Annotated in this window: 5 protein-coding genes; 1 reads left to right on the forward strand and 4 read right to left on the reverse strand. The window is 59.5% G+C overall.

Annotated features, from left to right (window positions below; translation table 11 throughout):
- Positions 1-113: 113 nt before the first annotated feature.
- Positions 114-1,808, reverse strand: coding sequence for an alpha-L-fucosidase (locus tag ACMLHG_RS00930; RefSeq protein ID WP_417169225.1), 1,695 nt, complete (start codon positions 1,806-1,808; stop codon positions 114-116).
- 208 nt (positions 1,809-2,016) lie between these two features.
- On the opposite strand from ACMLHG_RS00930, the gene ACMLHG_RS00935 reads away from it, so the two are divergent.
- Positions 2,017-3,138 (forward strand): hypothetical protein, encoded by a 1,122-nt coding sequence (locus tag ACMLHG_RS00935; protein ID WP_417169226.1) that lies wholly within the window; start codon positions 2,017-2,019, stop codon positions 3,136-3,138.
- 73 nt (positions 3,139-3,211) lie between these two features.
- On the opposite strand, the gene ACMLHG_RS00940 is transcribed toward ACMLHG_RS00935, so the two are convergent.
- From ACMLHG_RS00940 to ACMLHG_RS00950, 3 genes are all read right to left on the reverse strand, one after another.
- Positions 3,212-4,366 carry a sugar-binding protein gene (locus ACMLHG_RS00940; protein WP_417169227.1) on the reverse strand — a complete coding sequence of 385 codons (1,155 nt, stop codon included), beginning with the start codon at positions 4,364-4,366 and terminating at the stop codon, positions 3,212-3,214.
- 135 nt (positions 4,367-4,501) lie between these two features.
- Positions 4,502-4,780 carry a hypothetical protein gene (locus ACMLHG_RS00945; RefSeq protein WP_417169228.1) on the reverse strand — a complete coding sequence of 93 codons (279 nt, stop codon included), beginning with the start codon at positions 4,778-4,780 and terminating at the stop codon, positions 4,502-4,504.
- Between the two features lie 140 nt (positions 4,781-4,920).
- Positions 4,921-6,294, reverse strand: coding sequence for an IS1380-like element ISVva1 family transposase (locus ACMLHG_RS00950; protein ID WP_076611216.1), 1,374 nt, complete (start codon positions 6,292-6,294; stop codon positions 4,921-4,923).
- Positions 6,295-6,412: the final 118 nt, after the last annotated feature.

Raw genomic sequence — 6,412 nt, forward strand, 5'->3', positions numbered from 1 at the left:
ACTATCTGCACAATCTGATTACAGTAAGCCAGTTAAGCATACTGTGCATGCTGACTTTTCCAAGAGTTTTTTCTCCTCCGGATTTCCGATTCTCGACAAAAGCTGAAACCGGCTCAATGCGAACAGGAGAGAATTCCGAATTCGGCGCAGAGCAGTTCGGGAGCCGGCTCCAGCAGGCGGGTCGCGACGAACTTCAGCCGCTTCGCGCGGGTGCCTGAGAAATAGGCGACCTGCGGCACCGGGTTGGCCCGCACGTTGGAGAACTCCGCGCCGCCGATGCACTGCCATTCGCCGTCGCGCCAGGCGAAAATCCGGCAGTGCGACGGCGTCCCCGCCGGACGGCCCGCAACCGGCGTGAACACAAAGCCGTGCAGTTCCGTCTCCTCCGGCAGCTCGAACACCATCTCCATGCCGGAGACCGCCGGATTTTCCAGCTTCCGGTAGTCCGGGTGACGCAGCGTCTCGCGCTCGTCGCGCCGGAATCCGGGAGCGAGCGCGGCGCAAACCGACAGTTCCGGCACCGGAGCGAGCGCCGATTTCACCGCGACCTTCAACGCCTCACCCTCCGTCTCCGCAAACCGCCGGATACGGCATAGGCCGATCGATTCGCCGGAAAACACCTCGCGCCACTTCCCGCCGCTGCGGAGCGACACCGTATAGGCGGTCACTTTTTCCTCCTCCGCCACCGGCTCGGCCAGCTCGACGAAATTGATCCGGCGGCATCCGCCGAATTCCAGCACCGCCTCGCCGCCATTCAACGCGATGGAACCGCGCGCAAATTCCCCGCCCCGGATCGCCTCCAGCGCCTGTTTGAACTCCGCCAGGCGCTTCACATCGACCGGGTGCATCCGCCCGGAGGCGTCCGGGGAGATCCCCAGATTCAGGAAGCCGCCGTTGCCGACCGACTGCTCGTAGATTTCGACCAGATGCGCGGCGCTGCGCAAGCTGGAATTTTCCGTCTCGTGATAGAACCAGCCCGGCCGCAGCGGCACATCGCCCTCCGGCGGGATGCAGAAGCACCCGTCCACGTCGCCGCAGCCGAGATTCGCCTCGTCGACGCTGCCGGGGGCCGGTTCCCCCCCGGAGCCCGGCGCGGGGCGGGGCGTGATGCAGCCGCGGCACTCCGGCGCCGCATAGCCGCGCTCGTTGCCGACCCAGCGCAGGTCGGGGCCGACGTCGCTGAAGATCGCGGCCTCCGGCTGAAGTTCCCGGACCAGTCGCCAGGTTTCCGCCCAGCCGTAGTAGGAGCCGCGGTCGATGCGCCGTTCTTCGCACGCGCCGCCGTACCAGCCGTCGCCGCCGTTAGCCCCGTCGAACCACACTTCAAAGGCCGGGCCGTAATTGCCCAGCACCTCGCGGAGCTGTTCGCGGAACACTTCGGTCACATATTCCGGTCTGCCGTAGCGCGCGTCGTGCCGGTCCCACGGCGACACGTAGAAGCCGACCTCCAGCCCGGCGCGGCGGCAGGCAGCGGCCATCTCCCCGACGAAATCCCCTTTGCCGCCGCGCCACGGCGAAGCCGCGACCGAATGCTCCGTCGTTTTCGTCGGCCACAGGCAGAAGCCGTCGTGATGTTTGCAGACCAGGATCAGGCCGTCCAGCCCGCCCGCCTTGCAGCTAGCGGCGATCTGGTCGGGATCGAACGAGGCCGGATTGAACAGCTCCGGCGATTCATCGCCGTATCCCCACTCGCGGCCCGAAAAGGTGTTGAGTCCGAAATGCATGATTCCGCAGATGCGGATTCCGGCGCGGCGGACCATGCGCGGCTGCGGCTTCCGGCCCGGATTGAAAAGCTCCAGTGCGTTCATCGAAAAAACTCCCGATCCTGTGGTTGACGTTCAGGTTCACGGGAGTTCTAATATAACGGTCAAAGCGGCCGTTTCAAATACGGGGCTGCTCTTTTCCGGCGGAAACCGTTCCGACATGTCTTTTTGTCGTTTCTTTGTATCTTTCCAATTTGCATTTGCGGCAGCCGCATACGATATTGATTAGAACCCCCCAATGACAGGAGCTGATATGAAATACGGTAAACTGTTGGCAATCGGCGGACTGGCGGCGTTGCTGCCGCTCAGCGCAATCCGGGCGGCGGTATGGCGGGCCGTGGCGGTGAAAAACGGCGAGACGGTGGAACTCTGGACCAGCGACGGCATCCGGTATCCGGTCAGCGGCAGCCGCTTCACCGATTCTCTGCTCAATCAGGAGCTGCTGGTCGCAGGGCGGCTGATTCCGGTCGGACCGTTGCGCGAAGGACAGGTCCGCCGGGTCGTGATCACCCGAGCCATCCCCTGGCAGCCTCCCACCGGAGGCGTTCAGTTCCGGCCGGAACAGCGCAACACCTACGCGAAAACCGCCCGGACTCTGCCCGAAACGGAACTCAAGCCGGAAGCCTTGCTCACCCTTGAACTCCCGGAACTGGGCAACTCCGCCTCCTCCGGCGGCTCCGCTCCGATCAAGATGTGCGTGAGCCTCCCCTCCGATTACAAGCGCGCCACGCCCCATCCGGTCATCATTCATTTCGGCGGCGGCACCGGCGGCACCGGAGACTGGCAGCACTGGCGGCGGATCACCGGCCCGGAAAGTTTCATCATCGTCACCGCCGACTACAACCATGACGAAAACGAGAAAAAAGGGTTGCTCAAAATCGGCACCTGCCGGGATTTCAACTCGAAGATCGCCTTTCACGCCCTGCAGATTCTGCGCAACTCCACTATGACCGATCCGAAAACCGTGATCCTGACCGGCTTCTCCTCCGGTGCGTACTCGATCACCGACAACCTGAAAAACAATCCGAAGGCGTGGCAGCCATTCAGCGGCTTCTGCGCGATCGCGGGCGGCTCCAAAGCGGGCAGCGCCCGAATCGCCGACCGTCCCACCCTCTTCATCATCGGCGCGAATGACACCATGCGCCACAAGTGGCTCGACGAAGCCGTCGACGGCCTGAAAAGGAACCGCCCGGAAAAGCTCTTCGTGGAAAAGGTTCCCGGCGTCGGGCACGACTGGCCGGAAGCCTTTACACCGCTCATCCGCAAATGGCTGGAAAACTTCCCCGCTTACGGCACCTCCGCCCGCCTCGACGCGATGACCCGGGAAGCCCCCGACGACAGCGTGCGTACCATCGTCGAAAGCTGGAAACAATAAACCTCCCCGGGCCCCCCGCAGGGCATCAGGGATTTCGCCTTTGGCGAGCAGGGCGAAATCCCGGCAGTAGGGACTACGGAATTACCAGCGTCGGATAACGCTCCGGGTCCTTGTCCTCGGCGATGCCCGGCGCGATGCCGATGCAGGATTCGCGCATCTCGCCGTCGTTGTCGTTCACGATCAGGTTGAAGCGGAAGCCCCGACGGGCCGCCGCTTCCGTCAGGCCGATCGCCCGGAAGGGGATCGCCGCGCGGTAGACGGTCCGCTTCGCCCTCTCGTCCCGCGAAGTTTCCAGCCGGATCGCCGCGGCGGTTTTCTCCGCCGGAAATCCGGCGGGGGCCAGCCAGCAGAACGCCTCGCCGGAGTTGTCCCGCAGCCGGGAAAGCCCCAGCTCCCACAGGCCGTTCTGTCCGGGCAGCTTCATCGCGATCTGGATGTTGTCCCCTTTCCACGCCTCGGCTCCGGCATACGGCTGATGGTGGACGTCGTCGGTGACGGCCGCCTCGAAAAGCAGTGCCTCCTTATCACGGCCCAGACGGATTTCCGCGCTGAGGTCCGCCGCATTCTTCCAGAAAAGATGCGCTTTATCGGGTACATTCGGCACAAAAGGAATCACCTGCGAAGCATCGCGCAGCACGAAAGTCGGCGTCCGGGGCACTCCCTGAGCCAGCCGCACCACCGGATGCAGCGGCCAGCCGACGCTCCCCTTCCACAGCGCACCGAGTTCAAGACCGAGCTGCAGCACGGCAGGCTCCCGCTCCGGCGGGGTGAAGGTTTCCGCCACGGCCAGCCGGACCGGCACTTTCCGCGCCTCGCCCGGCTTCAGGCGCAGCGAGCGGACCGCGTCGCGCACCGTGACCCCGGCGGGAGTTTTCCACGCCAGCTTCACCGCAAGCGGCCGGCCGGTCGGATTCACAAATTCCGGCGTGACCGTGCTCTCGCTCCCCGGGGTGACGGTGAATTCGGCGCCGGAGCGCAGGAAAGCGCCGCCTGGCTGCAGTCCGGCCGCATCCGCCTCCACCCGGACCGTCGCCGGACGTCGTCCCGCCTTGAACGCCAGTTCGCCCCGCCATACCGGCAGCGGCGTCACGTTGCCGAAGAGGTCGATCTCCGCCGCCGCGCCCGTCACGCCGGCCAGCCGCAGCGGGATGCTGTCGGCCCCGGCGTCGTTGCTCCAGACCGCCAGCAGCAGCTTCCCGTCCCGCCCCCGGAACAGGAACGCCTCCACCCCGTTGCCGAAAGCGAGCGGCCGCAGGAACTCCGCCCCCGGTAGTGGTTCGCCTGCATATTGTAGGCCGCATAGACGGCTTTGGGGCGGATGTCATGGGTCAGCAGCCCGAAGTTATGCTCGTTGTTGCCGGGATCATCGCCGTCGTTGCGCAGGTCGTACCAGTTGTAGCCGGACGCGCCGTTCGCCCAGCTGTACAGGAACTTCTGAAACAGGATCTCCGCCTGCCTCAGCTTGCAATACCAATTTCCTGACAGTTTTTACGGAATTTTCAAAACGCTGTTTCTGGATGAAGTTGAATAATTCCTGAATCCGTGAAATTTTGTCCATGTGTTTTTCATGCGGATTCAAACGTTGTTTTTTGCCGGATTTTCCGGCGTTTTCTGTTCTGATTTTTGTCTCGGCTTCCGTCAACTTTCGTTATTCATCGACATACATGACCGATTTTACAAAAAAAGTTGAAACTGATTCAAAAATCCCGATTTTGAGGCATACGCCTCCAATGATGTTTCAAAACACCTCCTTCCAAAATTCTGTTTTGATAGCGTTATGGTTCAACATCGCGCATACAAATCCTTAAAAATCCGGTAATGCGGATTACCGCGACCGAATGAGAGCCAAATATATCCAGCGTGTTTCACAACTTTGCAGGCGATATAGATCAAGTCCTGCATCACGGAGCGCAACCGGCGGCGCGCCACCTTATATTCCCGGTGAAGCAACTGCGGTTTGTTCAGAAAACGCTGCCCCATGATCCGCAAACAATTGAATGCCAATGCCGCAATGTTTAAAATCAAGGCATTTGTGGCAAATTTTCCACTCGGCAGTTTTTCAATGTTCATATCGGTCTTCAGCTCACTATGGAACTGTTCACTGGTTCCGTGATCGTGATATCCGGCGATACATTCTTCTTCCGTGCAGTCAATATTTGTCCACCACGAATCAATCTCGATTTCAGGGAACAGAAAGACTTCCCCCGTCTTTGCATGGGTCTGGCGTTCGGTCGCGGCAACCACCATCGTCATGGTTCCCCGCATGGATTCTTCTTCCGCATCAAACAGCTCATCCGACTTGTCGATAGGAATATTTCCCCATGAATAATGCCAGACATTTTTCCCTTCGCGAGACGGCTGTTTTGCTCCATATTGTTTCCCGAGTTCCAGATAACGCTCACGAGGTTCCCCGCGGAGATTGCGTTTTATGATGAATTTCACACCGTATTCAGCCAATACTTTGATGAATTTCTGGTCGTCGTGACCGGAATCGACACGAACCACGATTTGCCGGAGATCAATTTTCAGTGCTTTTACCTGTTCCAGACAGCGCCGTAGAAATTCTACCGCTCCATTCTCGCTGTGCTGACTGCCGATCCGCAATTCGTTGGCAAGCATATAGCCCTCACTTCCCAGATAGGCAAAAATCGGCGCATATCCGTCAATTTTATGGTAGGTTCGGGCAATTCCTTCTTTTTTGCAGTCGGGATTCAACAGCGCAGCAACGTCGATGTCCAGTGGAATCAGTTTGTATTTCCCGATTTTCACGGTTCCGAACGATTCAACCTTGCGCAGCAGATCACGCATGGCGTAATCCAACAGCGTCTGCTGGGAATTGAGTTTCGCGATCAAATCCAAACGTTGACGCAAGGTCTCTTCAGACGGAACACGTTCCAGTTCTAACGCAAGCCGAAATGATAACTCATCTCGAAACATGGAAATATCGGCAAAATCACTGCGCCCAAGCGTGAACAGACCGACCACGGACTTGATTATTCCACTGTTGGATATCCAGCCTTTTTTGATACGATCCGTTGTCAGCTTGTCCACACTTGCCAAGCCACGATTGTCATTCAGCAAGGCTCCAACCATGGCGATGCCGCCAGTGGCTATCAGATCTTCCCTGCTTTGCGTAATTTTAAACCGCGTTGCCATCGTTTCTCCTATCGGGTTGAGTCCATTCGTTATGTTGTATTCTCATGTAATATACTGCAACCCAAGAGGTTTGCCTCTGTTTTAACTTTAATTTTACCTGTTATTTCACGGATTTAGG

It is taken from the genome of Victivallis sp., assembly GCF_048170485.1.
Taxonomy (GTDB): domain Bacteria; phylum Verrucomicrobiota; class Lentisphaeria; order Victivallales; family Victivallaceae; genus Victivallis.